25 protein-coding genes are annotated in these 26797 nt (G+C 66.1%); 15 read left to right on the top strand and 10 right to left on the bottom strand.

Annotation, left to right across the window (positions count from 1 at the left end; all coding sequences use genetic code 11):
- Positions 1-121 precede the first annotated feature (121 nt).
- Positions 122-598, top strand: coding sequence for a methylglyoxal synthase (locus FZZ93_RS13035; RefSeq protein ID WP_149322752.1), 477 nt, complete (start codon positions 122-124; stop codon positions 596-598).
- A 54-nt stretch (positions 599-652) separates the two neighbouring features.
- Complete coding sequence (pgi, locus tag FZZ93_RS13030) at positions 653-2317, top strand: glucose-6-phosphate isomerase (RefSeq protein ID WP_149322751.1); 1665 nt, start codon at positions 653-655, stop codon at positions 2315-2317.
- Positions 2318-2356: 39 nt separating this feature from the next.
- Here pgi and FZZ93_RS13025 read toward each other — a convergent pair whose 3' ends face one another.
- Both FZZ93_RS13025 and crcB read right to left on the bottom strand, forming a co-directional pair.
- Complete coding sequence (locus FZZ93_RS13025; RefSeq protein ID WP_149322750.1) at positions 2357-2743, bottom strand: fluoride efflux transporter FluC; 387 nt, start codon at positions 2741-2743, stop codon at positions 2357-2359.
- Positions 2740-3126, bottom strand: a complete 387-nt coding sequence (gene crcB, locus FZZ93_RS13020; protein ID WP_149322749.1) for a fluoride efflux transporter CrcB — start codon at positions 3124-3126, stop codon at positions 2740-2742. The genes FZZ93_RS13025 and crcB overlap by 4 nt, the downstream gene beginning before the upstream one ends.
- Before the next feature lie 217 nt (positions 3127-3343).
- On the opposite strand from crcB, the gene ybiO reads away from it, so the two are divergent.
- Positions 3344-5686 (top strand): mechanosensitive channel protein, encoded by a 2343-nt coding sequence (gene ybiO / locus FZZ93_RS13015; protein ID WP_149322748.1) that lies wholly within the window; start codon positions 3344-3346, stop codon positions 5684-5686.
- A gap of 79 nt (positions 5687-5765) precedes the next feature.
- On the opposite strand, the gene FZZ93_RS13010 is transcribed toward ybiO, so the two are convergent.
- The 7 genes from FZZ93_RS13010 to hemC all read right to left on the bottom strand — a co-directional run bounded on the left by FZZ93_RS13010 (position 5766) and on the right by hemC (position 14994).
- On the bottom strand, positions 5766-7181 hold the full coding sequence (locus FZZ93_RS13010; RefSeq protein WP_149322747.1) for an efflux transporter outer membrane subunit: 1416 nt from the start codon (positions 7179-7181) through the stop codon (positions 5766-5768).
- Complete coding sequence (locus FZZ93_RS13005) at positions 7174-9108, bottom strand: MacB family efflux pump subunit (protein WP_149322746.1); 1935 nt, start codon at positions 9106-9108, stop codon at positions 7174-7176. Before FZZ93_RS13005 ends, FZZ93_RS13010 begins: the two co-directional genes overlap by 8 nt.
- Positions 9108-10265 carry an efflux RND transporter periplasmic adaptor subunit gene (locus FZZ93_RS13000; RefSeq protein ID WP_149322745.1) on the bottom strand — a complete coding sequence of 386 codons (1158 nt, stop codon included), beginning with the start codon at positions 10263-10265 and terminating at the stop codon, positions 9108-9110. The genes FZZ93_RS13005 and FZZ93_RS13000 overlap by 1 nt, the downstream gene beginning before the upstream one ends.
- A 210-nt stretch (positions 10266-10475) precedes the next feature.
- Positions 10476-11729 carry a heme biosynthesis HemY N-terminal domain-containing protein gene (locus tag FZZ93_RS12995; RefSeq protein WP_149322744.1) on the bottom strand — a complete coding sequence of 418 codons (1254 nt, stop codon included), beginning with the start codon at positions 11727-11729 and terminating at the stop codon, positions 10476-10478.
- Positions 11726-13264 (bottom strand): uroporphyrinogen-III C-methyltransferase, encoded by a 1539-nt coding sequence (locus FZZ93_RS12990; RefSeq protein ID WP_149322743.1) that lies wholly within the window; start codon positions 13262-13264, stop codon positions 11726-11728. Before FZZ93_RS12990 ends, FZZ93_RS12995 begins: the two co-directional genes overlap by 4 nt.
- A 6-nt stretch (positions 13265-13270) precedes the next feature.
- On the bottom strand, positions 13271-14062 hold the full coding sequence (locus tag FZZ93_RS12985) for a uroporphyrinogen-III synthase (RefSeq protein WP_187774529.1): 792 nt from the start codon (positions 14060-14062) through the stop codon (positions 13271-13273).
- Positions 14062-14994, bottom strand: coding sequence for a hydroxymethylbilane synthase (gene hemC / locus FZZ93_RS12980; RefSeq protein ID WP_407650272.1), 933 nt, complete (start codon positions 14992-14994; stop codon positions 14062-14064). Before hemC ends, FZZ93_RS12985 begins: the two co-directional genes overlap by 1 nt.
- A 255-nt stretch (positions 14995-15249) precedes the next feature.
- Between hemC and argH the strand changes: the two genes are divergently transcribed.
- From argH to FZZ93_RS12945, 7 genes are read left to right on the top strand one after another with little or no spacing between them, the layout of a single operon-like run.
- Positions 15250-16668, top strand: coding sequence for an argininosuccinate lyase (gene argH / locus FZZ93_RS12975; protein WP_149322742.1), 1419 nt, complete (start codon positions 15250-15252; stop codon positions 16666-16668).
- Positions 16669-16679: 11 nt separating this feature from the next.
- A complete protein-coding gene (lptM, locus tag FZZ93_RS12970; RefSeq protein ID WP_246146217.1) occupies positions 16680-16853 on the top strand; it encodes an LPS translocon maturation chaperone LptM in 174 nt (57 codons plus the stop codon).
- Positions 16854-16855: 2 nt separating this feature from the next.
- Positions 16856-18145 (top strand): diaminopimelate decarboxylase, encoded by a 1290-nt coding sequence (lysA, locus tag FZZ93_RS12965; RefSeq protein ID WP_149322740.1) that lies wholly within the window; start codon positions 16856-16858, stop codon positions 18143-18145.
- Complete coding sequence (gene dapF / locus FZZ93_RS12960) at positions 18145-18978, top strand: diaminopimelate epimerase (protein WP_149322739.1); 834 nt, start codon at positions 18145-18147, stop codon at positions 18976-18978. The genes lysA and dapF overlap by 1 nt, the downstream gene beginning before the upstream one ends.
- A 36-nt stretch (positions 18979-19014) precedes the next feature.
- Positions 19015-19734: a DUF484 family protein gene (locus FZZ93_RS12955; protein ID WP_149322738.1), complete on the top strand. Its 720-nt coding sequence runs from the start codon at positions 19015-19017 to the stop codon at positions 19732-19734.
- Positions 19727-20653, top strand: a complete 927-nt coding sequence (locus FZZ93_RS12950; RefSeq protein ID WP_149322737.1) for a tyrosine recombinase XerC — start codon at positions 19727-19729, stop codon at positions 20651-20653. The genes FZZ93_RS12955 and FZZ93_RS12950 overlap by 8 nt, the downstream gene beginning before the upstream one ends.
- Positions 20650-21402, top strand: coding sequence for an HAD family hydrolase (locus FZZ93_RS12945; RefSeq protein ID WP_149322736.1), 753 nt, complete (start codon positions 20650-20652; stop codon positions 21400-21402). Before FZZ93_RS12950 ends, FZZ93_RS12945 begins: the two co-directional genes overlap by 4 nt.
- Positions 21403-21584: 182 nt before the next feature.
- Here FZZ93_RS12945 and yihA read toward each other — a convergent pair whose 3' ends face one another.
- Positions 21585-22205 carry a ribosome biogenesis GTP-binding protein YihA/YsxC gene (gene yihA, locus FZZ93_RS12940; RefSeq protein ID WP_149322735.1) on the bottom strand — a complete coding sequence of 207 codons (621 nt, stop codon included), beginning with the start codon at positions 22203-22205 and terminating at the stop codon, positions 21585-21587.
- 170 nt (positions 22206-22375) lie between these two features.
- On the opposite strand from yihA, the gene FZZ93_RS12935 reads away from it, so the two are divergent.
- The 5 genes from FZZ93_RS12935 (at position 22376) to FZZ93_RS12915 (ending at position 26719) form a co-directional block, all read left to right on the top strand.
- Entirely contained in the window at positions 22376-22996 is a 621-nt protein-coding gene (locus tag FZZ93_RS12935) for a c-type cytochrome (RefSeq protein WP_149322734.1), read from the top strand.
- 136 nt (positions 22997-23132) lie between these two features.
- Positions 23133-23765 (top strand): thiol:disulfide interchange protein DsbA/DsbL, encoded by a 633-nt coding sequence (locus FZZ93_RS12930; protein WP_149322733.1) that lies wholly within the window; start codon positions 23133-23135, stop codon positions 23763-23765.
- 1 nt (position 23766) lies between these two features.
- A complete protein-coding gene (locus FZZ93_RS12925) occupies positions 23767-24588 on the top strand; it encodes an endonuclease/exonuclease/phosphatase family protein (RefSeq protein WP_149322732.1) in 822 nt (273 codons plus the stop codon).
- A 167-nt stretch (positions 24589-24755) separates the two neighbouring features.
- On the top strand, positions 24756-25316 hold the full coding sequence (locus FZZ93_RS12920; protein WP_149322731.1) for a TRAP transporter small permease subunit: 561 nt from the start codon (positions 24756-24758) through the stop codon (positions 25314-25316).
- The gene (locus FZZ93_RS12915; RefSeq protein ID WP_149322730.1) at positions 25316-26719 is read left to right on the top strand and encodes a TRAP transporter large permease; all 1404 of its coding nucleotides are present in this window, start codon (positions 25316-25318) and stop codon (positions 26717-26719) included. The genes FZZ93_RS12920 and FZZ93_RS12915 overlap by 1 nt, the downstream gene beginning before the upstream one ends.
- Positions 26720-26797: the final 78 nt, after the last annotated feature.

The following is a 26797-nucleotide window of genomic DNA, read 5'->3' as shown; positions in this document are numbered from 1 at the left end:
GAGCGCCTGGTGGCCCAGGGCATCGCCGAGCCGGGCGACCATGTGATCCTGACCCGCGGCGATCACATGAATGCCCACGGTGGCACCGACACCCTGAAGATCCTGGCCGTGGAGAACCGCCATGCCTGACGCACGCCCGCAACGCAACGTCCGCCGCACCCTGCCGGCCCGCAAGCGCATTGCCCTGATCGCCCACGACGGCAAAAAGGCAGAAATGCTCGAGTGGGCCGGGCGCTGGCGGGATACCCTGGCCGAGCACGAACTGATCGGCACCGGCACCACGGCCAACCGCATCTCGCGCCAGCTGGGGCTCGAGGTGGAACCCTTGATGAGTGGCCCGCTGGGCGGCGACCAGCAGATCGGCGCCCGCATCGCCGAGCAGGGGCTCGACCTGCTGGTCTTCTTCTGGGACCCCTTCGCTCCCCAGCCCCATGACCCGGACGTCAAGGCCCTGCTGCGCCTGGCCGCCCTGTGGAACATCCCGGTGGCCTGCAATCCGGCCAGCGCGGATTTCCTGCTCAGTTCGCCCTTGCTCGACCAGGACTACGAGATGACCGTGCCCGATGCCGGCAGCTGGGTATCGGCCCGCAACCCCTGACATAACGCCACCGATGCACGACAACAACGCACGATAACCGAGAGGAACATTGGCATGTTTCAGCTCACTCGCAGCGTCACCTGGCAAGCCCTGAAACAGCTCCAGGCCCAGACCGCTGACGACCGCATCCGCGATTACTTCACTGCCGACCCGCAGCGTTTCGAGCGCATGAGCTTGAGGGTCGGCGGGCTCTTCCTCGACTACTCCAAGCATCACATCTCCGATGCGGTGCTCGACAAGCTGCTCGAGCTGGCCGACCACTCCGCGCTGGTCCAGCGCCGTGCCCAGATGTTCTCCGGCGACATCATCAACGTCACCGAGAACCGGCCCGTATTGCATACCGCGCTGCGTAACCTGGGCGACGATCCGCTGATGGTCGACGGCAAGGACGTGATGCCGGAGATCCACCGCACCCGCGAGCAGATCAGGCGTTTTTCCGAGGAAGTGCGCAGCGGCGAGTGGAAGGGCTACAACGGCCAGCGCATCCGCGACGTGGTCAACATCGGCATCGGTGGCTCGGACCTCGGCCCCAACATGGCCTGCCGCGCGCTACTCAAGCACCGCCACCCGGAGATCAACTTCCACTTCGTCTCCAATGTCGACGGCACCCACATCCAGAAGGTGCTATCGCGCCTGGACCCGGCTACCACCCTGTTCATCGTTTCCACCAAGACCTTCTCCACCCAGGAGACGCTGCTCAACGCCAAGACGGCGCGTCGCTGGTTCCTGGAGAATGCCGGCGAGGAGGCCGACGTGGGCGCCCACTTCGTCGCGGCCTCGACCAATCGCAAGGCCGCCATGGAATTCGGCATTCGCGAGGAGAACGTCTTCGAATTCTGGGCCTGGGTCGGCGGGCGTTACTCGATGTGGTCCTCGATCGGACTGCCCATCGCGCTTTCCATCGGCTTCGACGGCTTCATGGACATGCTCGAAGGCGCCCACGAAATGGACCAGCATTTCCTGAATGCGCCCAACAGCGCCAACATGCCCGTACTGATGGCGCTGATCGGCATCTGGTACATCAACTTCCAGGGCGCCGAGACCCATGCCATCGTGCCCTACGATCAGGCGCTGCATCAGTTGCCGGCCTTCCTCCAGCAGCTCGACATGGAGTCCAACGGCAAGTCGGTGGACATCTTCGGCCACCCCGTCGACTACAAGACCGGCCCCATCGTCTGGGGACAGACCGGCTCCAACGGCCAGCACGCCTTCTTCCAGTTGCTCCACCAGGGCACCCGCTACGTGCCGATCGACTTCATCGCCTCGCTGAAGCCGGAACCGGGAGTGGAAGATCACCACTTCGCGCTGCTCACCAACATGTTGGCCCAGGCCAACGCCTTCATGGAGGGCAGCCAGGAAAGCAGTCGGCTCGATCCCTACAGCTGCCCGGGCAATCGGCCCTCAAGCACCCTGCTGCTCGACGAGTTGACGCCGCGTAACCTAGGCGCCCTGATCGCGCTGTACGAGCACAAGGTGTTCGTGCAAGGCGTGATCTGGAACATCAACTCCTTCGATCAGTGGGGCGTCCAGCTCGGCAAACGCATCGCCGGCGAGATCAGCGAGCGCATCGACGAACAGAGCCAGGACTTCGACGGCTCCACCCAGGGCCTGCTGAAGCTGGTACGCGAGCATTTCACCGCCCGCCAGACCGGCGATGACGGCGCAACGCCCACCGAGGCACCGGCGAAGAAGGCCACACAGGGCAAGAAGAAGGCTTGAATACCGGCCGGCACGCCGATCCGTGGAGGCTTTATCGAGTCACGACGGTGTGCCGGCCCGCTGCCCCAGCCAGGCCGCGCCCAGCCACAAGGGCACGCTGCCGACGCCATAGGCCAGCGCCAGCCAGGGATGGCCGGTGTTCAGGAGATGGAAGGTTTCCAGGCCGAACAGCGAGAAGGTCGTGAAGCCGCCACAGAAGCCGGCAACCAGGAAAGGCTGCCAGCGCGCCACATGCCCGCTGATGCGCTGCGAGGCCCGGGCCGCGAAGGCGGCGATCAGCCAGGAACCAAGCAGGTTGACGATCAGTGTGCCCCAGACGAAGGCGCTGCCCCAGAGCGCCCAGGCACCCTGGGCAACCAGCAGCCGCAGGGCCGCCCCCAGGCCACTGCCCAGTCCGACCGACAGATAGCCGCGCCAGCCGCTCATGCACCACCTCCCACGGCCCACCAGCCCAGGCCCGCCACGGCGACGCCCGGCACCAGGGTGACCACGATATTGAGCAGGGCAGCGTTGCGCCGTCCTTCCTGGAAGAGCGTCAGGGTCTGCAGGCTGAAGGAAGAGACCGTGGTGAAGCCGCCCAGCACGCCGACGGCCAGGAACGTCCAGCCGACCGCGCCGGCCTCGGGCCAGCCCGCCAGGGCGGCCAGGACACCGATTCCCAGGGTTCCGCCCAGATTGACGACCAGAGTGCCCCAGGGAAAGGCGCGCCCCCACCAGCGCCCCGCCAACTCCGTGACAGCCAGGCGCGCCATGCCGCCCAAAGCGCCGCCTAGCACCACCAGTAGCCAATCCAGCGGGCCGAGTGTCATCGTGATCTCCTCCGAATGTGCGCCGTCATGGTAGCGGGGCCTGAGAGCGGCCACAAAGCCATGGCGTCATGTTTCGCCAGCCGCTGTCCCATTTCTTTCCCCTGACGGTCCCTTGTTCAAGCGCTATGCGCTGCTAGGGTCATATGAGCATGTCCGTCTATGATAATCTGATGGGCTTTTCCCCAACCCCTCTACGCCCTGACACGGAGGCCATAGCGTGAGCAAGACACGACTCCTACCCCTGGCCCTTGGCTGGCTGGTGATCGCCCTGCTGGCGTTTGCCGGCCCAGCCCTGGCGCAGTCGTCGGACCCGGGGGCCAGCGCCCCGGCCAATGCCGCCCTGGCCGACATGCTCGAGAACCCCGAGACGCGCCAGCAACTGATCGATCAGTTGCGCGGCATGGCCGATGCCGCCGAGTCGAGTGGCGAGCAGGCCAGTACCGCCCCCGCGGTGAAGGACCCTTCCCTGCCACGCCAGCTGGCAGAGTTCACCAGCCATGTGGCAGGCGACATCGGCCTGCAGGTCAGCCTGCTGTATAGCACCTTGACCAACCTGTTCACCGGGGGCAACGAGGGAGCCTCCATCGACCTGGCCGTGGTGACCAGCGCCGCCATCAACCTGGGCCTGGTCATCCTGGCCACTTTCGCGCTGTTCCTGATCATCCGCCGGTTGGTCCGGCCGCTGTTCACCCGCCTGAGCCTCTGGTCGATGAATGGCCCGACGCTTCAGCCACTGCTCCGACTTGTCATCTGCGTGGTGCTGGCCGCACTGGTCGACATCCTGGTCGTGGCACTGGCTTATATCGGCGGCAACCTGCTGGCTACCTTCGTGGTGGGGGAAAGCGGCGCACTGACCACTCGCGCCTCGCTGTTCCTCAACGCTTTCCTGGTGATCGAGCTGCTCAAGGCCGGCGTGCGCATGATGTTCGCCTCGCGCTATGAGGGCCTGCGCTTGCTGCCCGTGAATGCCGAGGACGCTTCCTACTGGAACCGCTGGATCGCACGCCTGATCGGCCTGGCCGGTTATGGCCTGATGGTGGTGGTACCCCTGACCAGCGCCTATCTCTCGCCGACCCTCGGCCAGAGCATCGGCACCCTGATCATGATCGGCGCCTTCATCTATGCCGTTGCCGTGGTCCTGCGCAATCGCCAGCGCCTGCGTGACGCCCTGCAACGCCAGGCAGCCCGGGCCAGCCTGTCCGCCTCACGCGTCGCACTGGCCCTGCTGGGGCGCATCTGGCACCTGCTGGCCATCGCCTACTTCTTCATGGTGCTGGTGCTGACCCTGACGCGTCCGACCGATGCCCTGCCCTTCGTACTGCTGGCCACCCTCGAGACCCTGGCCGCGATCCTGGTGGGGCTCGGGGCCTCCAAGTTCCTGACCCAGACCATTGGCCGACGCATCACCCTCCAGGACGACTTGCGCCAGAAGCTGCCGCTGCTGGAGGCGCGTCTCAACGCCTATATTCCCAAGGCACTGCGGGTCGTGCGCATCGTCCTGCTGGTGCTGGTGGTGATGGTGTCGCTGAATGCCTGGCAGGTCTTTGACCTGGCCGGCTGGTACGCCTCCGAGGCGGGCCGCGGCCTGGTCGCACGCTTGTTCAGCATCGCCGTGATCCTGGTGGTCGCCCTTGCCATCTGGCTGGTGCTGGCCAGCCTGATCGAGCACAAGCTCAATCCGGCCACCGGCAGAGGCGAGCCCTCTTCACGCGCCCAGACACTGCTCTCGCTGTTCCGCAACGCCATCGCCATCACCCTGATCACCGTGACCATCATGGTGGTGCTGGCCGAGATCGGCATCAATATCGGCCCGCTGATCGCCGGCGCCGGGGTGCTGGGCCTGGCCATCGGTTTCGGTGCCCAGAAGCTGGTACAGGACATCATCACCGGCGTTTTCATCCAGGTGGAAAACGCCCTCAACGTCGGCGACGTGGTCACGCTCGGCGGCATCACCGGCACCGCCGAGCGCCTGAGCATTCGCTCGGTGGGACTGCGCGACCTGAGCGGCACCTACCACATCGTGCCCTTCTCCAGCGTCGACACCGTGTCCAACTACATGCGCGAGTTCGCCTATCATGTCGGCGAGTACGGCATCGCCTATCGCGAGAACATCGACGAAGCGATCCAGGCCTTGAATGCCGCCTTCGACGATCTGTCCGAGGACGAGGAGCAGAAGGCCAACCTCCTCGAACCGCTGGAAGTGGCTGGTGTGATCGCCCTGGCCGACAGCTCGGTGAACATCCGGGTACGCATCAAGACCACGCCGGGAACGCAATGGGCCGTGGGGCGTGCCTACAACCGCCTGGTCAAGTACCACTTCGACGATGCCGGCATCGAGATCCCCTTCCCGCACACCACCCTCTACTTCGGGGCGGACAAGGAAGGCGGTGCGCCACCGGCCAACCTGCGCATCATGCAGCAGGACTTCACCATCGACGGCAGCCCCGCCGGCCAGCCGAAGCACCCCGAGACGCCGACGCGTTCCACGTCGCCAGTATCCCAGGAGGTGCACAACCAGGACGACGACGGTGGCGTCGACACCCCGGGGAGTGGCAACTGAGGCTTCCCGCCTGGCCTCGCCGCGTCAGCGGCGGGGCCATCCCTCAAGGCTTACTGCCGCCGTCATCTGCAGGCACCCGCTAAGCCGAGTCTGGCCCCTCGAGACTCGACGAACTCTCAACGAGCGAATCACCGCCTTCGCCGAGCACCCGATAGAGCGTGACACGGGACTGGTACTGGTCGTAGGCCAGGTCCAATCGGTTCTGACGCGCGCTGTTGAAGCTGCTCTGGGCATTCAGCACGTCGGTGAGCTCCGTCGCCCCTTCTCGATAGCGTATCCGGGCGATCCGGTAGGCCTCTTCCGCCTGGCGGTAGGCCTCGTCGCGATACTGTTGCTGGTCCGCCAGCGCCTGGACGTTGCCAAGCGCCTGATCCACTTCCTGCAGGGCGGTCAGCAGGGTGCCAGTATAGCCGGCGCGCTGTTCGTCCCAGGCGGCCCTGGCCTGATCGATCCGGGCCTGGCGGGCGCCGCCGTCGAACAGTGCCTGGGGCAACGACAGGGCCAGGTTGTAGAGGGCGTCGCCTCTGAGCAGCGATGACAGGTCGCTGCTGCTGTAGCCGCCGCTGCCGGTGAGGGTGATCGACGGCCAGTAGTCCGCACGGGCCGCCGCCACCTGGTAGTCGGCGGCCATCAGCGAGGCCTGGGCCTGGGCGATGTCCGGGCGCCGCGCCAGCACCTGATCCGGCAGGCCGGGCTGGATGTCGGGGAGCGTCAGCGCCGCGAGCTCGCCGCCCCCGACCCGGAAGCCCTGCGGCGTCTCGCCGACCAACACGGCCAAGGCGTAACGACTCTGGTGAAGCTGCTGACGCAGGTCGGGCAGCCGGGCCCGGGCGTTGGCGACCACGGTCTTCTGCTGGGCCAGATCCTGGGGCGAGACGGCGCCGTTCTCCACCTTGGCGCGAACCTGATCCAGCAGGCGCTCGGCGAGTCGCAGATTGTCCTCGGTCAGCGCCAGGCTGTCCTCCAGATAGCGCACCTGGAGATAGGTATCGACCACGCTGGCAATCACCGTGAGCCGTACCGTGTCGCGATCGAAGCGGCTGGCCAGCAACGAGGCCTTGGCGGCGTCGCGACTGTTGCGCAGCGCCCCCCAGAGATCGACCTCATAGCTGGCATTGAGCCTGGCCTCGTAGCTTTCGCTGGAGCCACCGGCGCCGATCGTGCCGTTGCGGCTGGCACCGGCGTTCAGCCCCAGGGAGGGAAACAGCGAGGCGCCGGCCTGGGCGAGCCGAGCGTCGGCCTGCTCCACCCGGGCAGCAGCCGCCAGCAGGTCGGTGTTGGCGTCCAACGCCTGGGTCACCAGCCGATCCAGCTCGTCGCTGCCGAACTGCTCCCACCAGCGGGGGTGCTCGAGCATGGCGCGGCTGGCCTGCTGCTGGTTGAGCCACTGGGCGGGCAATTCAGGCGGCGGCGCGTTCAGTCCGGAGCTCATGGCACAGCCGGACAGCAGGGTGGCCGCCAGCAGCAAGGCGATGCTGCGGGATGGACTAGTCATTGCTCAATGCCTCCACCGGATTCAGGCGCGCCGCCTTGAGCGCCGGGGCGAAACCGAACAGCAAGCCGATGAGCGTGGCGCACAGGAAGGCCGCCACCATCACCGGCACGGAAAAAACGATCGCCATGCCGAGCCAGATCAGCAGCCCACCCACCAGCACGCCGACGGTCACGCCGATGATGCCGCCAAGCGCGGAAACCACCACCGCCTCGGTCAGGAACTGCTGCAGGATATTGCGCTGCCGTGCCCCGGTGGCCATGCGGATGCCGATCTCGTGAATGCGCTCGGTGACGCTGACCAGCATGATGTTCATCACCCCGATGCCGCCGACCAGCAGCGAGATCGCGGCGATGGAGCCGAGCAGCACGGTCAGGGTGTTCTGGGTCTGCGAGACCATGTCGAGCAGCGAGGCCATATTGAAGACCCGCACATCCTTCTGCCCGTGGCGCTGGGTGAGCAGTTCCACGGCGGCCTGCTCGGTGTCGTCGATATACGCGACGTCGTCCACGGCCAGGGTGATGGAACGCAGGTAGTTCTGGCCGAACAGCCGCAGCGTGCCGGTGGAGAGCGGCACGAACACCACATCGTCCTGGTCCTCGCCCCAGTTGGTGGCCCCCTGAGCGCTCATCACGCCAATCACCTGGAAGGGAATGCTGTCGAGCATCACGAACTGGCCCAGCGGGTCGCCATCGGCAAACAGTTTCTCCTTGACCGTCTGGCCGATCACCGCCACCGGCGCGTAGGCCTTCTGGTCCTGCTCGCCGAAGAAGATCCCCTGCGCCGGCCGCCAGTCGCGCAGGCTGGTGAAATCCGGAGTCACGGCCTGCACGTTGGTCGAGGCGTCCTGGCCGTTGGCCCGCGCCGTGACGCTGCCGGAGATTTCCGGCACGGCGGTGCGCACATTGGGCAACTGCTTGAGGGCCTCGGCGTCTTCCGGCACCAGGGTGGCGATGACGCCGTCGGCCACGCGCTGTTGGCCGCGGTCCGGTCGAATCACCAACAGGTTGGTGCCCTGGTCGTTGATGCGGGCCACCACATCCTGCTTGGCGCCCTCACCGATCGCCAGCATCACCACCACTGCGCCGACACCGATCACGATGCCGAGCAGCGTCAGCAGGGTGCGCAGCCAGTTGGCGCGCAGCGAGCGCAGGGCCATGACGACCGCCTCGCCCACCTCGGCGGCATCGGGCAGGCTCGATTGCGCGGGAGGCTCGGCCACGACTCGGGACGAGTCCTCGTGGAGGGGGCGATGGCGGCGGTCGTCGATCACCCGGCCATCGTGGATCTCCACCACACGGTCGGCGTGGGCGGCCACCTCGGCATCATGGGTGATCACGATGACGGTGTGGCCCTGGCGCGCAAGCTCGCGCAGCTGCTCCATCACCGCCTCGCCGCTGACGCTGTCCAGCGCCCCGGTGGGCTCGTCGGCGAGGATCACCTTGCCGCCATTCATCAACGCCCGGGCGATGGAAACGCGCTGTTGCTGACCGCCGGAGAGCTGGTTGGGCAGGTGCTCCAGGCGCTCGCCCAGACCCAGCTCGCCGAGCAGCCGCTGGGCACGCTGCTTGCGCTCCTCGCGCGGCATGCCGGCATAGATGGCGGGCAGAGCCACGTTCTCCCAGGCGCTGGCGGTGCCGACCAGGTGATAGCTCTGGAACACGAAGCCGAACATCTCGCGGCGCAACCAGGCCAGCTGCTCGTGGTCCATCTCGGTGACCAGGCGGCCGGCGAAGCGGTATTCACCGCCGCTGGGCTGGTCCAGGCAGCCGAGCAAGTGCATCAGAGTGGATTTGCCGGAGCCCGAGCTGCCCATGATGGCCATGAACTCGCCCGCCTCGATGCTCAGGTCGATGCCGTGCAGCACTTCCACGTCCTGCTCACCGGCCGGGTAGTGCTTGCGGATGCCGCTCAGTTCGATCAGCGCCATTACAGCAGTCCTCGGCGCCGCCCGGAATCTCCGCCCTCGGCGGCCTGCCCGGTCGCCGGGCCGAGGATCACGCTGTCGCCCTCCGCGAGGCCATCGAGGATCACGGCACGCACCCGGTTGTCGAAGCCGACCGTTACCTCGCGGGTCTGCGACCGGCCCTGGTCGTCGAGCACCCGGACGTGCGCCTGGCCAGGCTCCGTGCGCGTGACGGCGGCCACCGGCACGCTCAGCGCGTCCTCGGCCGACTGCACCACGAAGAAGGTCTGCGCGGTCATGCCGGACATCAGCCGGCCATCGTCGTTGTCGACGTCGAACTCGGCGGTGTAGAGCACCACGTTGTTGACCACCTCCGGCGTCGGCAGCACCTGGCGCAAAGTGCTGTCGTAGCGCACCTGGTCGTTGCCGAGGGTATGGAAGTAGACCGGCATGCCCGGCGCCAGGCGGTCCACATCTGCCTCGGAGACCTGGGTGGACACCGTCATCGTCGACAGGTCGGCGATACGCATCAGCGTCGGGGTGGTCTGGTTAGCGTTCAGCGTCTGGCCCTCGCGGGCCTCGAGGCTGACGATGGTGCCGGCACGAGGCGCGTAGATTCTGGCGTAGCCCAGGGTGGTGCGGTCGCCTTCCACACTGGCTTCTTTCTGGCGGATCTGCGCCTGGAGTACCGCGATCTGTGCCCGGGTCACCTCGAAGCTGGAGCGGGCCGTCTGATAGGCGTCATCGCTGGTGGCATCGGCATCGTGCAGGCGCTGCTGGCGTTGATACTGCTGACGCGCGAGCTCCAGTTCGGCCTGGCGTTGCTCGCGCTGGGCGCGCAGGGCGTCCAGCTCCGCCTGGCCGGCCTCCACCCGGGACTTTTGCACCGAGGCGTCGATCTCCGCCAGCAACTGGCCCTGTTCCACGCTGTCGCCCACATCAACGTACAGCTCAGTGAGCTGCCCGGACACCTGAGCGCCCACGTCCACGTAGTCCTGGGGCTCCAGCGTGCCCAGCGCGGTGACCACGTCCTCCACATCACCATGCGTCACCGGGGCGGTCCGCCACTGCGCTGCCGGCGTCGAGGCCAGCCCCCAGTGCCAGCCGACCGCCAGCGCAGCCGTGATGATGATCAGTAGCGAAAGAACCGTCTTCGGGTGACGGCGGATCCAGGGAGGCATGACGTATCCAGAGACCGGCGATGGAGGGATATGACCCTAACGCGCCAAGTTGCAAACAATATGATTTGATTTGTAAACAAGCGATAAACGCGACCCGTCGATGTCGACGACGACGCTTTGTCCAAGGGGGGAATTGTCGTGCAAAGGCAGTCGGCCCCCGCTGCTGACGCAGAGAGGGCCGACTGCCTTTGCTCGGATTGTCGACGCGTGTCAGGACGCCCGTTGCGCGCCCCGTGACAGCGTGTCTTCCGGCTCGGTGGGTTGCGGCAGAGAGGGGAGCGACTTGTCGAGCAGTTCGACGCTCTGCCGATAGTAGAGCTGGCTCTTGTTGTGCTCGCCCAGACTGGCATAAAGCCGCGCCAGCTCCGCACAGACCACGCCGCTGGGACGCTGGCGATGGCTAGCCTCGAAATACTCCTGTGCCTTGCCCCAGTAGGCGTTGCGCAGCGACAGGCGACCCAGGGTCAGCAGCAGGTCCGGATCATTGGGACGCTCCTGCAACCACTTCTCGGCCACCACCAGTTGCCGCGCCGCGTCGACCTCGAGCAACCCGTAGCGCAACACCAGGCGACTGTCCCAATGATCCTTGAGCGACTGGCGCAACAGACGCTCGGCGATGGTCTGCTGGTCGCCGCGCACCAGGGCCTCGACATAGAGCACGATCAGATCGACATTGCCGCGCAGGTGATCAGGCATATCGGCCCAGAGGGTACGCACCTGCTCGATATCGCCGGCATCTCTCGCCTCCTGGGCAATCAACTCGCGATAGGCGCGTTGCTCGAGCTGTTCACGCTCTTCCTCGGAAATCAACTGCTGGGCGCCCAGGCGGGGCATCAGGCGACGCAGGCCATCCCAGTCGCTGACACTGAGATAGGCCTGCTTGAGCTGCTTGAGCACCTGCGGGTGATTGGGCAGGTGACGGTCCAGGCGAGTCAGGATCGCCAGGGCCTCCTCGTACTGCTGGCGGTCCAGCATCAGCTGGGCCTGCATCATGCCCACTGCCGTGTCGGCGCCCTCGGTACTCAGATGAGCCCGCTTGAGCAGGGTGTCGGCCTGCTCATAGCGGCCCTGGTAATGCGCGGCCAGGGCGGCGGAAAGGTAATTGACCAGCGGTGTACTGGAGTCGTCGGCGGCCTTGACCAGTGCCTTCTCGGCGCGCTTCCAGCGGCCCTCGGCCAAAGCGACCAGCCCCCGCACGGTACGCCGCATGGCACTGCGATTGCGCGACCGACTGCTCCAACCCTTGAAGCGGCTAACCGGCCGCGAAAGGCGCATGAGCAGCCGCAGCAAGAAATGCAGCACCACGAAGGCGGCGAACAACAGCACCAGGCCGAACCAGAAAGTCGTCTGGAAGGAGGTGTCACCAACCCGCACCAGCCAGTAGCCGGGCACCGACATTATCAACTGGCCGAGCAGCGCCCCGATCGCGAGGCCGACGACCACGATCAGAATCAGCTTCCTCATGCCTCGTCTCCCTGGCCGTCGCTACCCGCCTCAAAGCGGTTCTCGATGAATTTCTGCAGCGCCTGTTGCGAGCCGCTGATGTCCGGCAGCTCAGGACGAATGCTCTGTCCCTTGAGTTCCTCGAGCTGCGACAGGACGCCTTGAACGCCGCTGTCATCGGTATCGTAGTAGCCGCGAATCAGCTTCAGTGCCTTGTCGAGGCTGGCGTCATACAGCGCCTGCTCCTCCTTGAGCAGCGCCAGTTGGACCTGCTCCAGCACCAGGCGCACGCTCTGGCGCAGGTAGGACTCCTGCTCCGGCGAGATCAGGGCCTCCAGCGCCTCGTCGTGCTTGCGCACCGTGACCAGGTCCTTGAGTTCCGAGCCGACCTTGGCCAGCTGCTGCTGCCAGCCGCCGGCAGGGGCCTCCTCGATGGAAGCGTCGCCGGTTATCTCTTCGACATCCTGGGCCAGAGGGCGCCCGGCGATCTGTTCCTGCTGGGCATTGAGCGTCAGGAACAGGCCGCTTCGATCGACGCGCGGTACCGAACGCAATGCGGCCAGCTCCGAGGCGATCTCGCGGCGTACCGGAAGCAACGCTGGATTGTCGGCTTCCTCGAGTCGGGTATCGGCGGTGCGCAGCAGCGCGGCAGCCCCTTCGACGTCCCGCTCCAATTGCAAGCGCTGGTTGGCCAAGCGCAGCAGATAGGCGGCCTCGGCATGCAGCCAGTCCCGCTCGTCGGTCTGCTGCTCCCGGGACAGCTGCTGGAGCACTTTGTCGAGGTTCTCGTCGACATTGCTGCGGTATGTCTCGAATTCCTGGCGCAGCGAGTCGGCCGCCGATTCACGCTCGCTGCGATCGCTCTGCAGCTGATTCGATAGATCGTTCACCTGCGCCTCGGTGGCCGGTTGTTCAGGCACCGAAGCCAAACGCTGCTGCTGGTCCTGGAGACGTTGCCAGCCCAACCAGCCGAACACGCCGACGGCGATCGCCAGCAGGATCACCAGCACCAGGGCCAGGACGCCAGCCTTGCCTCCCTTGCCGCGCTTGTCACCGCCATTGCCATCGCTGCCGCCGGATTTTCCGCCGCCCGAACTCGCCTTGCCACTCGAGGCCTTGGCCGTGTCGGTCTTGCTGCTTGCCGCCTTGGTTGAGCCCTTGTCGGCCGAGCTTTTGCTCCCACTGGTACTGCCGCTGGCAGGCGCGGCGGCCGCCGTCGAGCTGGACGACTTATCGTCCGCCTTCTTCTCGGCCTTCCCCGAAGATTTGTCCGTCCGGGCCGAAGAAGTGGCGCCGCTCACGGTACCGGGCTTGTCCGCTTCGGCGTCACCCGGCGTGGCATCGGAAGCGGCCGTAGCGCTGGATGCGCTACCGGACTCGGCAGAGGACGTGGACGCACCGTCGCTCTTGCCGCGTCGGCGCGAGCGACGCGACGATGAGCTTCCGGTCTTGGCGCTCTCTTCCGGCTGGCGCTCCGTGATCCCTGCATCGGCACCGCCCTGGGCTTCGCCGGAGGGCGTTTGCTGTTCATCCTGATCTTGTGATTGCTTGCTCATCTGTCGCTAGCCCTTTTCGAGATCGTCATGATCGACATCGGTCTCCTCCGGGTCCCTGGCCCGTGCCACGGCGGCCGCGAGTGCGGCGGGCGTGGCTCCCGATGCCACGACGGGAACACGAAACCCCAGTGTGCCGGCTAGTGTAGCCAACCGGTGACTGGATACGATTAACGGTTGGTCCAAGGCGGTACGTGAACACCATCTTGCCAGATGTTCGAGGATTTCTCCGCTACTCACCACCAACGCATGATAGTCGCCTTCCCACAACCGCCGCTGCAACACCGGCGACGGCTCGAGCAGACGCCGCCGATAGACCGCCAGATGCGTCAACCGCGCGCCGCGCTCGGCCAGGGTCTCGGCCAGCAGCGTGCGCCCGCCCTCACCGGCGACCAGCAGGGTACGCTGCCCATCCAGTCGCTGCAGCGACCCCAGCGAGAGCAACGCCTCGCTGGAGTGTTCTTCGCCGCGTGGCGGCACATGCACGCGCACTCCCAGAGCTTCGTCCAGGGCGGCGGCAGTACTCGGCCCCACACCGTAATACTCGATGCCCACGGGGAGTTGCGGCCAGTAACGGTCCAGCGCCTCGGCCAGGCATTCGGCAGCAAAGGGGCTGGTCACCACCACCCGTTGGAACTGATCGAAATCCAGCCAGGCAGAACGCATCGCCTGGCTCTCGGGCAGCGCCTCCAGTGCCATCACCTCGCCACACTCGACGGCGAAGCCCGCGGCCTCGATGGCCTCGGCCAGCGGCGCGGCACGCGCCCCCGGGCGACAGATCAGGACCGGCGCGCCCACCATCAATTGGCGCCGTAGACCTCGGCGAGGATGTCTCCCGCGCCCTGGTCGAGCAATTCTTCCGCCACGCGAATACCCAGAGCCTCGGGCTCATGGATGGAACCGCGCCCCTCGGCACGCAGCACCTCGGTGCCCTCGGGATTTCCGACCAGCGCACGCAGCCAGAGCGTCTGGTCATCGTTCTCGAACACCGCATGACCGGCGATCGGTACCTGACAGCCGCCCTCGAGGCGGGTGTTCATGGCCCGTTCGGCGCGCACACGGGTCGCGGTGTCCGGATCGTCGAGCGGCGCCAGCAAGCCAATCAACTCGGCATCGTGCATGCGGCACTCGATACCCAGCGCGCCCTGCCCGCAGGCCGGCAGGCAGATCTCGGGCGGCAGCTCCTGGGTGATGCGCCCATCGAGCCCCAGTCGCTTGAGGCCGGCGGTGGCCAGCAGGATGGCGTCGAACTCGTCGTTGTCGAGCTTGCCGAGCCGGGTCTGGACGTTGCCACGCAAGTTCAGCACTTCCAGGTCGGGGCGACGCTCGCGCATCTGCAGGCCGCGCCGCAGGCTGGAGGTGCCGATTCGCGCGCCCTCCGGCAACTCGTCGAGCGAGGCGTAGTGATTGGAAACGAAGGCATCGGTGGGCTCGGCCCCCGCCAGGATCACCGACAGGCCGAGACTCTCGGGGAACTGCATGGGCACGTCCTTCATGGAATGCACGGCAATGTCCGCTCGTCCATCAAGCATCGCTTCCTCGAGCTCCTTGACGAACAACCCCTTGCCTCCCACCTTGGCCAGCGGCGTGTCGAGAATCTGATCGCCGCGAGTGGACAGGGCCACCAGCTCCACCGTCAGTTCCGGGTGGACCTCCATCAAACGGTCGCGGACGTGTTCGGCCTGCCACATGGCCAACTGACTCTTGCGAGTGGCGATACGCAGCGTCTGCATGGCTTGCACCTGGTTCCCCCGTACCGGTTCGCGCATCGCGGCGGCGCCGCGACCGGACCCGGTGGTGATGACATGATTTTCCTTCATCATAAAGTACCGGAGAGAACAGGGAAAATCGCCTTCCCCGGCCAACAACGACGCTGCCCGCCCCTCGCCTGTTCCCCGGACTCTGGTACACTTCCGGCATGTCAACCAGCGCGACCGGGGCATCGCCGGCGCCGTTACCCACCGAACAGTCAGCAGGATGTCAGCCCGATGAGCTCAAGCCCGACGAGCAACAGCACCAACCAGTCCTGGGGCGGCCGCTTCAGCGAGCCTACCGACGCCTTCGTCGCCCGCTTCACCGCCTCGGTCGACTTCGATCGTCGACTGGCCCTGCACGACATCCAGGGATCGCGCGCTCATGCCACCATGCTCGCTCGAGTGGGCGTGCTCACCGAGGACGAGCGCGATGCCATCCTCGGCGGCCTCGACGAAGTCGCTGCCGAAATCGAGGCTGGCAGCTTCGCCTGGTCGGTGGAGCTCGAAGACGTGCACATGAACATCGAGGCACGCCTGACCGAGAAGATCGGCATCACCGGCAAGAAGCTGCACACCGGCCGCAGCCGCAATGACCAGGTGGCCACCGACATCCGCTTGTTCCTGCGCGACGAGATCGACACCGTGGCCGCCGAACTGACCCGGCTGCGCGAAGGGCTGATCGAGCTGGCCGACCGCGAGGCCGAGACCATCATGCCCGGCTTCACCCACCTGCAGACCGCCCAGCCGGTGACCTTCGGCCATCACCTGCTGGCCTGGCAGGAAATGCTCGCCCGGGATCACGAACGTCTGCTCGACTGCCGCAAGCGCGTCAATGTGCTGCCGCTCGGGGCCGCCGCCCTGGCCGGCACCACCTATCCCATCGACCGCCACGTTACCGCCGAGCTGCTGGGCTTCGAGCGTCCCGCCGAGAACAGCCTCGACGCCGTGAGCGATCGTGACTTCGCCATCGAGTTCACGAGTTTCGCCAGCGTGCTGCTGATGCACCTGTCGCGGATGAGCGAGGAACTGGTGCTGTGGACCAGCGCCCAGTTCGACTTCATCGACCTGCCCGACCGCTTCTGCACCGGCTCGTCGATCATGCCGCAGAAGAAGAACCCCGATGTGCCGGAGCTGGTACGCGGCAAGTCCGGCCGGGTCTACGGCCATCTGGTGAGCCTGCTGACGCTGATGAAATCGCAGCCGCTGGCCTACAACAAGGACAATCAGGAGGACAAGGAGCCGCTGTTCGACACCGTCGCCACCGTGCAGGATTGCCTCAAGGCCTTCGCCGACATGGTGCCGGCCATCGAGGCCAAGGCGGACAACATGTTCGAGGCGGCTCGCAAGGGCTTCTCCACCGCCACCGATCTGGCCGACTACCTGGTACGCCGCGGCGTGGCCTTCCGCGACGCCCACGAGATCGTCGGCCAATCCGTGGCCCATGGCCTGCGCGAGGGCAAGGACCTCTCGGAAATGAGCCTCGAGGAGCTGCAGGGCTTTTCCTCCTCGATCGGTGAGGACGTCTTCGAGGTGCTGACTCTGGAAGGCTCCGTGGCGGCCCGCCAGCACATCGGCGGCACCGCTCCGGATCAGGTCCGCGCCGCCGCCCAACGGGCCCGCGAAGCGCTCAAGGCGCTGGGGAGCCGTGACTGATGCGCCGGCTCGTGCCCATCCTCCTGCTGGCGGCCATCGCGCTGGCCGGCTGCGGCCAGAAGGGGCCGCTCTACCAACCCGACAACGAGGCCGCGGCGGAGCGCTACGCCCCGCATGACGAGGCCACCAGCGAACGCGACGACGCCACCCCGCCCGAAGGGGCCGCCGACGAGGAAGGCGACTAGACATGGATCATTTTGACTACCGGGACGGTGTCCTGCACGGCGAGGATGTCGACCTCACCAGCGTCGCCGACGCCTTCGGCACGCCCTGCTACGTCTATTCCAAAGCTACCCTGGCGCGCCACTTTCGCGCCTACACCGAAGCGCTGGGCGGCCACCCGCACCTGATCTGTTATGCGGTCAAGGCCAACGCCAACCTGGCGGTGCTGGGGCTGCTGGCCCGCCTCGGCGCCGGCTTCGACATCGTCTCGGTGGGCGAGCTGGAGCGCGTGCTGGTTGCCGGCGGTGATCCCGCCAAGATCGTTTTCTCCGGCGTCGCCAAGCAGGAAAACGAGATGGCTCGTGCCCTCGAGGTCGGCATCAAGTGCTTCAACGTCGAATCCCGCGCCGAGCTGGAGCGCCTCGATGCCGTGGCTCGGGGGCTCGGCAAGGTGGCGTCGGTGTCGCTGCGCGTCAACCCGGATGTCGATGCCGGCACCCACCCCTACATTTCCACCGGCCTGAAGGACAACAAGTTCGGCATCCCAGTGGACGAGGCCTTCGAGGTCTACCGCCAGGCCGCCGGCATGGACAACGTGCGCGTCGCCGGGCTGGATTGCCATATCGGCTCCCAGCTCACCGAGCTCTCGCCCTTCCTCGATGCCCTGGATCGCCTGCTGGCCCTGCTCGAGCAACTGCGCGACGCCGGCATCGAGGTCGAACATCTCGACCTGGGCGGCGGCCTGGGCGTTCCCTATCAGGACGAGAACCCGCCCCAGCCCTTCGACTACGCCACCGCGCTGCTCGAGCGGCTGTCGCGCTGGCCCGGCAGCGAGCGATTGACGCTGCTGTTCGAGCCGGGACGCTCCATCGCCGCCAACGCCGGTGTGCTGCTGACTCGCGTGGAATTTCTCAAGCCCGGTGAGACCAAGAACTTCGCCATTGTCGATGCCGCCATGAACGACCTGATTCGCCCGGCGCTCTACCAGGCCTGGCAGGCGATCCTCCCGGTGGATACCCGCCAACCTCGCGAGACCGATACCTACGACGTAGTCGGCCCGGTCTGCGAGACCGGCGACTTCCTCGGCAAGCAGCGCCGGCTCGCCATTGCCGCCGGCGACCTGCTGGCTGTACGCTCCGCCGGCGCCTACGGTTTCGTCATGGCCTCGAACTACAACAGCCGCCCGCGGCCTCCAGAGGTCATGGTCGACGGTGATCGCATGCATCTGGTACGTCGTCGCGAACGCCTCGAGGATCTGTGGGCGGGCGAGGCGACACTGCCGGACGACGCGATGGTCGGGGGAGATACGTCCTGATGTTGCTGCAGTTCACCAAGATGCACGGCCTGGGCAACGATTTCATGGTCGTCGACCTGGTCACCCAGCGCGCCAGGTTGCGCGACGAGCAGATCCGCGCCTTGGCCGACCGGCGCTTCGGCATCGGTTTCGACCAGTTGCTGGTGGTCGAGCCGCCCCGCGACCCGGACATGGACTTCCGCTACCGGATCTACAACGCTGATGGCAGCGAAGTGGAGAATTGCGGCAACGGCGCCCGCTGCTTTGCACGCTTCGTGCTCGACCAGCGCTTGACCCACAAGCGGGAGATTCACGTCGAGACCACCGGCGGCCCGCTGACCCTGACCGTCGGGGATGACGACCACGTCAGCGTGGACATGGGCAAGCCACGCTTCGCACCACAGGACCTGCCCTTCGAGGCTGACGGCGATCGCCCCCTGCACGATCTGGAAGTGAACGGACAGCAGCTCTCGGTCGGTGTGGCCTCGCTGGGCAACCCTCATGCCGTGCTGCGCGTGGATGACGTGGCGACCGCGCCGGTGGCGACCCTGGGGCCGGCCATCGAGGGCCACCCCCGCTTCCCCAGGCGCGTCAACGCCGGTTTCATGCAGATCGTGTCCGCGCACGAGATCCGCTTGAGGGTCTACGAACGTGGCGCTGGCGAAACCCTGGCCTGCGGCACCGGTGCCTGCGCCGCCGTGGCCTGCGGCATTCGCCAGGGCCTGCTCGAGAGCCCGGTGACCGTGCACCTGCCCGGCGGCAAGCTGAGGATCGACTGGCCGAACATCGAGGCTAACCTGATCATGACAGGCCCCGCCGAGCGCGTCTTCGAGGGACGCGTGGCCATCAACTGACACCCGGGCCCGACCGCCACATCAAGGAGACCAGCCATGACACGAGCCGCTCCCGAGCCGCGCAAGACCCTGGACCCGGATGTCGTGGCCCAGTGGCTGGCCCGGCATCCCGACTTCTTCGTCGGCCGTGAAGGCCTGCTGCAGCAACTCCGAGTGCCTCATCCCGAGGCCCGGGGCGCTACCTCCCTGCTCGAACGCCTGGTCGCGGACCTGCGCAGCCGCGCCGAACATGCCGAGGGCCGTCTCGAGCAGTTACTGGATTCCGCCCGCCACAACGAGGGCCAGTATCGTCGCACGCGCGAATTGATCCTGGCGCTGCTCGAAGCCGAGGACAGCGATGCCCTCGGCCAGGCGCTGGCCGCCCAGTTGAGCGAACACTTCCAGACACCGGCGGTGGCCCTCTGGTGTCCGCCCAGTCTGACCGACCGCGAACCCCGGCCGCCCCAGCCGCCGCGCCATATCCTCGACGAACACACGGCGCAGCGCCTGTCTGCCCTGCTCGACGACCGCACCAGCCGCTGCACCCGGCTGACGCGCTCCGACTGGCAACGCCTGCTGCCCCACACCACGCTGCCCGAGAAGAGCGGTTCCTGCGCACTGACACGACTCGCCGTGGGTGAGCCGCTGGGCTACCTGATACTGGCCAGCCCCTCTCCGGACCACTTCCGCGCCAGCATGGACACCCTGTTCACCGAATACGTTGGCGATGTGGTGGCCCGGCTGATGGTACGCCTGACGCCAACGGAACATGGCTAGGCTCATCGATACCGCGACGCCGTTCGGCCGCGAGGCGGATGCCTTTCTCGAGGCGCTCGCCCGCACCGCCAGTCCGGCCACGGTGGACGCCTACCGCCGCGACCTGACGGCGCTGCTCGACTTCCTCGACCGCCATGACATCGGCGACCCCGCCGCCCTGGACGCCGCGTTGCTGCGTCGCTTTCTCGGCGGCGAGCGTGCCCGGGGGTTGGCCCCGCGTAGCCTGGCCCGGCGCCGCGCGGCCCTGTCGCGTTTCGCCGAGCATCTGATGGCTCAAGGGTATCTGGACCACAATCCGGTCTCGCTGGTCCGCACTCCGCGCGTGCCTCGCGACCTGCCCCGCCCTGTGGATGTGGATGCCCTGGCGCATTTCCTCGACACGCCCCATGATGGCTCGCCCCTGGCATGCCGCGACCAGGCCATGCTGGAGCTGTTCTATTCCAGCGGCCTGCGTCTGGCCGAACTGGCCGCGCTCGATCTCGACGACATCCACGCCCAGCGGGTTCGTGTGCTCGGCAAGGGCAGCAAGCCCCGCCAGGTACCGGTGGGCCGACGCGCCGACCAGGCGCTCACCACTTGGCTGTCGCTGCGGGGGGCGCTGGCCGCCGACGGCGAGCCGGCCCTGTTCGTCGGCGCCCGGGGCAATCGACTCGGCCATCGGGCGATCCAGCAGCGCCTGCGACAGCTGGCGCTTACACGCGGGCTCGCCGAGCACTTGCATCCGCACCGACTGCGCCATTCCTTCGCCAGCCATCTGCTCGAATCCAGCCAGGATCTGCGCGCCGTCCAGGAACTGCTCGGCCACGCCAATCTTTCCACCACCCAGGTCTACACGCGACTCGACTGGCAACACCTGGCGGCCGGCTACGACGCCGCCCACCCTCGAGCCCGCCGCCGACGCGACACCGACGACACATGACCCGACACGACTCCCGACTCTGCGCCCTGACCTTCGATCTCGACGATACCCTCTGGGACAACCAGGGCGTGATGACCCGCACCGAGCAGGCTCACTACGCCTGGCTCGACGAACAACTGGCCGCCTGGCTCGCCGCCCATGGCGAGGCACCGCGCCATTTCGCCGAGGCCGTGCCGATCACCCGCTACCAGACCCATCGCCGCCACCTCGCCGAGCGCTATCCATTGCGACGCGGCGATTTCACCTGGATACGCGAACGTGCCCTGGTCGAGTTGCTGGAGGAGTTCGGGCTATCGCGCGCTTCAGCCTGGCTGTGGGCCTCGCTCACCATGACGCGCTTCCACGCCCTGCGCCTGGAGGTTTCGCCCTACCCCGAAGCCGAGCCCCTGCTCGAAGCCCTCGCGCGGGATTACCGCCTGGGCGCCATCACCAACGGCAACCTGGCCTTTCATCGACTGGCGCTGTCGCGTCATTTCGAGGTGATCATCGCCGCCGGCGAGATGCCGGCACCCAAGCCCGACGCCCGCCCCTTTCTGGCAGCACTCAGCCGCCTGGGCGCGACACCGGCGCGAGCGCTGCATGTGGGAGATTCATGGCAGGAGGACATTCTGCCGGCAATCCGGCTGGGCATGCGCGCGGCCTGGATCGCCCCGCACGCCCCGGCCGACACGCCGATGCCCAAGGGCGCGTATCGGCTGGCGCATGTCAGGGAACTACCGGACCTGCTGGAGTGGATGGAGCGGGAGTAGCCATCACCACGGGAGACTAACTGGCCGAGGAAAACAGCAGGCCAAAAACGCAACTCCTCTGCACGACACCGACCTCCGGAGGCAGGTGTAGTGAGGGTCATTCGCCATGGATGGCGGATGTAGCGCCCAGGGAAGGGTTCACAGCGCCCTCACGAAAGCCTGCCTCCGGAAGCCCCAATGCACTAGCTGGTAGGTGCTTCACTCAGCAGCCAGTCGTCCAGGCGCGCATGCACCTCCTCGATGCCTTGCTTCTTGAGCGCCGAGAACAACTGGATGGACACCAGGTCCTCCCATTCGCGCAGTTGGGAACGTACCTGCTGCAGCGCATTCTTGGCGGCGCCGCTTTTCAGCTTGTCGGCCTTGGTCAGCAGGATGTGCACAGTCATTTCCTGCTCGTCGGCCCAGCCAAGCATGGTCTGATCGAATTCGGTGAGCGGATGACGCACGTCCATCAGCAACACCAGACCACGCAATGAAGTGCGGCGTTGCAGGTAGTCGGCCAGATGGCGTTGCCACTCCAGCTTGACGGAATCGGGTACCTTGGCATACCCATAACCAGGCAGGTCGACCAGACGCAGCTCGATGTCATCGCCCAGCGTGAAGAAGTTGATCAACTGGGTGCGGCCAGGGGTCTTGGAGGTGCGCGCCAAGGCCTTCTGGCGAGTCAGGACGTTGATGGCGCTGGACTTGCCGGCGTTGGAGCGGCCGGCGAAGGCGACCTCGGCTCCGGTGTCCGCCGGGCATTGCGCCAGGGTCGGGGCACTGGTGAGAAAACGGGCGGCCTGGTAATTGAGTCGCGACATGGCAGATCCTGATGTTGGTCGAGGAAAGCGTGAAACGGTGTCGTTTCCGCATTCCGGGGGCTCCGTTATACTGCAGCATCATGTGTCTGCGACCCGGGCATCGAGAGTATATCACCGGGTCCGCGCCGCCGACGACCGGGACATGGCACGACAACAACAGTGGAACAGCGATGAGACAGCTACTGGCAAGCCTGATCATGCTCATGGCCGCATGGAACGCCGCCGCGGCGGACACTGTCACGCAAGCGGATGTCACCGCCGGTCGCGAGAAGGCGCAACCCTGCGCCGCCTGCCATGGCCAGACCGGCGTCAGCCCCTCCGGCATGTTTCCCAACCTCGCCGGCCAGAAGGCCTCCTACCTGGTCAAGCAGCTCGAGGAGATCCGTGACGGCGGCCGCGATGTGCCGCAGATGACCGGGCAACTAGACAGCTTCTCCGATCAGGACATCCGCAACGTGGCTGCCTTCTACGCCGAGCAGACGCCGGCGTTGGGCCAGGCCGATCCCGACGAGGATCTGGTAGCCCATGGCCGCGAACTCTACCGTGCCGGCGACCTGGAACGCGGGCTACCCGCCTGCAGTGCCTGCCACACGCCCACCGGGGCCGGCATCGGCAGTGCTGCCTATCCAGCGTTGTCGGGCCAAAAGACCGACTATACCATTGCCGCGCTGAGGGCCTTCGCCGAGGGCAATCGCGATAACGATCCCAACGGCATCATGCGCGATATCGCCGCCAAGTTGAACGAACGCGACATGAACGCCCTGGCCAACTACCTACTCGGCCTGCATTGAACCCGATAGCGTTTCGTATCGAGCCGCCTCGACAGCGGCTCACAGGGAACCCCCGCGCTGCATTGCACTCCAATCCGTCGATGCCACACTGGTGGCTCCCCTCGGAATCCGAATCACGCAAGGAGAGATTCGCATCATGCTCAAGCCCCTGATGGTCGCCCTGGCGGGCCTCGGCCTGTCTACCATGGCCATAGCCGCCCCTCTGGTGGAAGGCCAGCATTACAGCACCCTCGACGAGCCGGTGAAGACCCATGTCGAAGACGGCAAGATCGAGGTCACCGAGGCGTTCTGGTACGGCTGCCCGCACTGCTATGACCTGGAAGACACGCTCAATGCCTGGGTCGATGGACTGCCCGACGATGTCGTCTTCGAGCGCATGCCGGCGACCATGGGCGGTGCCTGGAACAAGCATGCCGCTGCCTTCTATGCCGCCAAGGAGCTGGGCATCCAGCAAGACCTGCATAGCGACTTCTTCGATGCCATCCATGAGCAGGGGCGCCAGTTGACCGACCCCGACGAGATCGCGTCCTTCTTCAGCGATTACGGCGTCAGCGAGGATGATGCCCTGGAGGCCCTGGACTCCTTCGGCGTGAAGAGTCAGGTCAACCAGGCCCACGCCCGCATGCGCAACATGAAGCTGATGGGCGTGCCCGCCCTCGTCGTCGATGGCCGTTACGTGGTAACACCGAGCAGCGCCGGCAGCCTCGATAACATGACCCGGATCGCCGGCGACCTGGTGGACAAGGTGCGCGAGGAGCGAGCGAACTGAGATGGGCTCATCCCTGGCCGAGGCGCGGTGGCCGACCCTGGAGGATGGCCATCTCAAGCTGCTGACCTTCAACCTCCAGGTAGGCATCCAGACCTCGGCCTATCATCATTATCTCACGCGGAGCTGGCAGCACCTGCTGCCCCACCCGCAGCGCCTCAAGCGCCTTGATATGATCGGCGAGGTGCTGAGTCGCTTCGACGTCGTCGGTCTGCAAGAGGTCGACGGCGGCAGCTTCCGCTCGAGCCGGGTCAATCAGATCGAGTACCTGGCCAGTCACGCTGGCTTTCCCCACCACTTCCAGCAGCTCAACCGCAACCTGGGCCAACTCGCTCAGCACAGCAATGGCCTACTCTCGAAGCTTGCGCCCCGCAGCATCGAAGAGCACAGCCTGCCCGGCCCAATGCCCGGCCGGGGCGCCATCCATGCGCGCTTCGGCGACGGCCCGGATGCTCTGCACCTGTTCGTCGCGCATCTGGCCTTGAGCCACCGCGCCCGAGTGCGCCAGCTCGACTATCTCAGCGAGCTGGTCCAGCCATTGCGCCACGTGGTGGTGATGGGGGATCTCAACTGCACACCGGACCAGTTGCACGCCCATGAGCGCTTCCGCAATTCATTGCCGCTGCATCCGGTCCGCCCACCGCTCAGCTACCCATCCTGGCAGCCGCGTCGCGCCCTGGACCACATCCTGCTGTCCGACTCCCTGCAGGCCGACCGCGTCGAAGTACTCGAGCACCTGTTCTCCGACCACCTGCCGGTGGCGATCGATATTCGGGTACCGGATGCCTGCCGCGAAACCCTGCTGGGCCACGACACGCCGGCTTGAGCCTTGCCCCGACACGTCGTCGAGCCACAGATGATTGTTAGACCACGTGTACGACCAATGTTGAGCCGACTCGCCTGACAGAATCTCGCCCTTTCCCGTATAGTCACCGTTGACTGCGCCGGCGCAACGCGCCACTGCAACGCCCATGGCTGCCCAGCGAGAATCCCATGTCCCAAACCAGCGAGTTGCCGCGCCTCCTCGCCCGGCTAGACCACCTCTCCGAATGGCTCGGCAGGAGCCTGTCCTGGCTGATCCTGGCCATGATGCTGATCCAGTTCCTGATCGTGGTACTGCGTTATGCCTTCAGCATCAACAGCATTCCCATGCAGGAATCGGTGATGTATCTGCATGCCACGGTATTCATGCTCGCCGCATCCTACACCCTGCGCCATGACGGTCATGTGCGGGTGGATATCTTCTACCGAGGCATGTCGGCCCGAGGCAAGGCGTTGGTCGATCTGCTCGGCACCCTGCTGTTGCTGATGCCGGTAATGATCTTCGTGATCCTGGTCAGCCTAGGCTATGTGGGCAAGTCCTGGGCGATTCTCGAGGGCTCACCCGATTCCGGCGGCATTCCCGGCGTCTTCCTGCTCAAGACGCTGATCCCGCTGTTCGCCGCCCTGATGATCCTGCAAGGGCTGGTGGAAGCTGGCCGCAATGTCCTCACCCTGACGGGACGACTCGACCCCGAAGCTGACGCGCCGAACCACCACGAGGAGCACCTGTGATGATGGAATTCATGCCACTGGTGCTGTTCGCGGTGATCTGCATCGTGCTGATGTTCGGCTATCCGGTCGCGCTGTCCCTGGCCGGTACCGCCCTGGCTTTCGCCGGCATGGGCTTCGGGCTCGAGTCGCTGGGTATCGATGCCAATTTCGATGGTGGCTATCTGTCCGCCTTCCCCAACCGCCTCTACGGCATCATGTCCAATCAGACCCTGTTGGCGGTGCCGCTTTTCGTGCTGATGGGCGTGCTGCTGGAGAAATCCAAGGTCGCCGAAACGCTGCTCGACGCCATGGCACTGCTGTTCGGTTCGCTGCGCGGGGGGCTCGGTATCTCGGTGACGCTGGTCGGCATGCTGCTGGCGGCCTCCACCGGCATCGTCGGTGCCACCGTGGTGACCATGGGCCTGATGTCGCTACCGACCATGCTCAAGCGACACTACAGTCCGTCACTGGCCACCGGCACCATCTGCGCCACCGGCACCCTGGGGCAAATCATCCCGCCCTCCATCGCCCTGGTCCTGCTCGGCGACGTGCTGTCCTCGGCCTATCAACAGGCCCAGCTTTCCATGGGCATCTTCAGCCCCAAGACGGTATCGGTGGGCGACCTGTTCATGGGAGCCCTGGTGCCGGGCCTGATCCTGGTCGTGCTGTATATCGTCTATGTCACCGTCATCGCCTGGCTCAAGCCCAGCACCGCACCGGCCGCCGACCGCCAGGAGCTGATGGAAGAACTCGGCCACGACAGTGGCCTGGGATGGCTGTTGCTGAAAGGGCTGGTGCCGCCCATCGTACTGATCGTGGTGGTGCTCGGCTCGATCCTCGGCGGCTTTGCCACGCCGACCGAGGCCTCGGCGGTCGGGGCCTTCGGCGCCCTGATGATGGCCCTGGCCTATCGTCGCCTGGATCTCGCCACTCTCCGGGACGTACTGCGCTCCACTGCCAACGTCACCACCATGGTCTTTCTGATCCTGATCGGTGCGGCCCTGTTCTCGCTGGTATTTCGCGCCTACGGCGGCGAGGAACTGGTGACGCATCTGTTCGAGAACATGCCCGGCGGGGTGGTCGGCGCAACACTGGTCGTCATGCTGGTGATCTTCCTGCTCGGCTTCATCCTCGACTTCATCGAGATCACCTTCGTGGTCGTGCCGATCGTCGGCCCGATCCTGCTGGCCATGGGCCTGGACCCGATCTGGCTGGGCATCATGATCGCCATCAACCTGCAAACCTCGTTCCTCACGCCGCCCTTCGGCTTCGCGCTCTTCTACCTGCGCGGCGTGGCACCGGACTCGGTGACGACCTCATCCATCTACCGAGGCGTCATTCCCTTCATCCTGATCCAGTTGGGCATGCTGCTGGCCCTGGCCCTGTTCCCGGAGCTGGCCACCTGGCTGCCCGATCAGTTCTGAGCCATCGACGGGACCGAGCGTGAATAAGTCATCGCCGGTCCAACGCTCGGGGCCGGCTATAGTGTCCCGGGCAAGAGT

This window comes from Halomonas eurihalina (assembly GCF_008274785.1).
Lineage (GTDB): Bacteria > Pseudomonadota > Gammaproteobacteria > Pseudomonadales > Halomonadaceae > Halomonas > Halomonas eurihalina.
This window is presented reverse-complemented; position numbering and strand designations above follow the sequence as displayed.

Bases quoted from the DNA above. Each gene is read 5' to 3' on its own strand.
- FZZ93_RS13025 (WP_149322750.1), bottom strand. From the start codon at position 2,743: ATGAGCGGCTGGCGCGGCTATCTGTCGGTCGGACTGGGCAGTGGCCTG.
- crcB (WP_149322749.1), bottom strand. From the start codon at position 3,126: ATGACACTCGGCCCGCTGGATTGGCTACTGGTGGTGCTAGGCGGCGCT.
- hemC (WP_407650272.1), bottom strand. From the start codon at position 14,994: ATGCAGACGCTGCGTATCGCCACTCGCAAGAGTCAGTTGGCCATGTGG.
- FZZ93_RS12955 (WP_149322738.1), top strand. From the start codon at position 19,015: ATGACACGAGCCGCTCCCGAGCCGCGCAAGACCCTGGACCCGGATGTC.
- FZZ93_RS13000 (WP_149322745.1), bottom strand. From the start codon at position 10,265: ATGCCTCCCTGGATCCGCCGTCACCCGAAGACGGTTCTTTCGCTACTG.
- FZZ93_RS12990 (WP_149322743.1), bottom strand. From the start codon at position 13,264: ATGAGCAAGCAATCACAAGATCAGGATGAACAGCAAACGCCCTCCGGC.
- FZZ93_RS12925 (WP_149322732.1), top strand. From the start codon at position 23,767: ATGGGCTCATCCCTGGCCGAGGCGCGGTGGCCGACCCTGGAGGATGGC.
- FZZ93_RS12945 (WP_149322736.1), top strand. From the start codon at position 20,650: ATGACCCGACACGACTCCCGACTCTGCGCCCTGACCTTCGATCTCGAC.
- pgi (WP_149322751.1), top strand. From the start codon at position 653: ATGTTTCAGCTCACTCGCAGCGTCACCTGGCAAGCCCTGAAACAGCTC.
- FZZ93_RS13035 (WP_149322752.1), top strand. From the start codon at position 122: ATGCCTGACGCACGCCCGCAACGCAACGTCCGCCGCACCCTGCCGGCC.
- yihA (WP_149322735.1), bottom strand. From the start codon at position 22,205: ATGTCGCGACTCAATTACCAGGCCGCCCGTTTTCTCACCAGTGCCCCG.
- FZZ93_RS12920 (WP_149322731.1), top strand. From the start codon at position 24,756: ATGTCCCAAACCAGCGAGTTGCCGCGCCTCCTCGCCCGGCTAGACCAC.
- dapF (WP_149322739.1), top strand. From the start codon at position 18,145: ATGTTGCTGCAGTTCACCAAGATGCACGGCCTGGGCAACGATTTCATG.
- lysA (WP_149322740.1), top strand. From the start codon at position 16,856: ATGGATCATTTTGACTACCGGGACGGTGTCCTGCACGGCGAGGATGTC.
- FZZ93_RS12995 (WP_149322744.1), bottom strand. From the start codon at position 11,729: ATGAGGAAGCTGATTCTGATCGTGGTCGTCGGCCTCGCGATCGGGGCG.
- FZZ93_RS13010 (WP_149322747.1), bottom strand. From the start codon at position 7,181: ATGACTAGTCCATCCCGCAGCATCGCCTTGCTGCTGGCGGCCACCCTG.
- FZZ93_RS13005 (WP_149322746.1), bottom strand. From the start codon at position 9,108: ATGGCGCTGATCGAACTGAGCGGCATCCGCAAGCACTACCCGGCCGGT.
- FZZ93_RS12930 (WP_149322733.1), top strand. From the start codon at position 23,133: ATGCTCAAGCCCCTGATGGTCGCCCTGGCGGGCCTCGGCCTGTCTACC.
- argH (WP_149322742.1), top strand. From the start codon at position 15,250: ATGAGCTCAAGCCCGACGAGCAACAGCACCAACCAGTCCTGGGGCGGC.
- FZZ93_RS12915 (WP_149322730.1), top strand. From the start codon at position 25,316: ATGATGGAATTCATGCCACTGGTGCTGTTCGCGGTGATCTGCATCGTG.
- FZZ93_RS12935 (WP_149322734.1), top strand. From the start codon at position 22,376: ATGAGACAGCTACTGGCAAGCCTGATCATGCTCATGGCCGCATGGAAC.
- FZZ93_RS12950 (WP_149322737.1), top strand. From the start codon at position 19,727: ATGGCTAGGCTCATCGATACCGCGACGCCGTTCGGCCGCGAGGCGGAT.
- FZZ93_RS12985 (WP_187774529.1), bottom strand. From the start codon at position 14,062: ATGGTGGGCGCGCCGGTCCTGATCTGTCGCCCGGGGGCGCGTGCCGCG.